The organism is Aliiroseovarius zhejiangensis (genome assembly GCF_014656375.1).
In the GTDB taxonomy this organism is placed as follows: Bacteria; Pseudomonadota; Alphaproteobacteria; order Rhodobacterales; family Rhodobacteraceae; genus Aliiroseovarius; species Aliiroseovarius zhejiangensis.
On sequence record NZ_BNCH01000019.1, the window covers coordinates 1 to 558 of the forward strand.

The 558-nt window shown below is 64.2% G+C and carries 1 pseudogene; it reads right to left on the bottom strand.

From position 1 onward, the window contains the following. A pseudogene (locus IE188_RS16730) lies at window positions 1-528 on the bottom strand (AAA family ATPase); the annotation flags it as partial. Window positions 529-558: the final 30 nt, after the last annotated feature.

Consider the following 558-nt stretch of genomic DNA (forward strand, 5'->3'; position numbering starts at 1 on the left):
ATGCGCCAAGCATCGTGCCCAGTAGCTCTTGCCGATGCCTGGCGGGCCGTTCAGGACGAGCGGATTGAACCGCACGCCCGGCAACCCATCACGGGCTGAGGCGCGCAGACCATGCCAAACCTCCTCTGTCGCTTGCCCCATCCAGGGCATCTCGGTATGCAACGCCGCCGCGATCTCGTCCGCCTCGTGCTCGGACGTGACGCGAGTGACTGGCAGGCCGCCGCGTAGCGGCGTCAGCCGCGCGCGGTTCTCTTCGCTCAGATGATACACGCCCGTCGCGGAATGCACCCGTTCGAGCAGGCGCACGGCGCGGCGTTTGATGCGGCGCAGGTCAGCATCGTTGACCAGATAGCAGGAGGACACGGCATCCTCTTCGGTGATCTTCCCGGCCTCGAGGTCCGCGTCCTGCGCGTTCTGGCGGATACGTTTGAGGAAGGTTTTCCATCGTGCTTCGACATCGCGTAGCTTGGCGATGTCGTCGATGAAAGTGAGATCATGAAACGGGATCGTCGTTGTGGCGCGGGTCATGGCGGAGTCCTTTCTGGGCGCAAGGCGCAG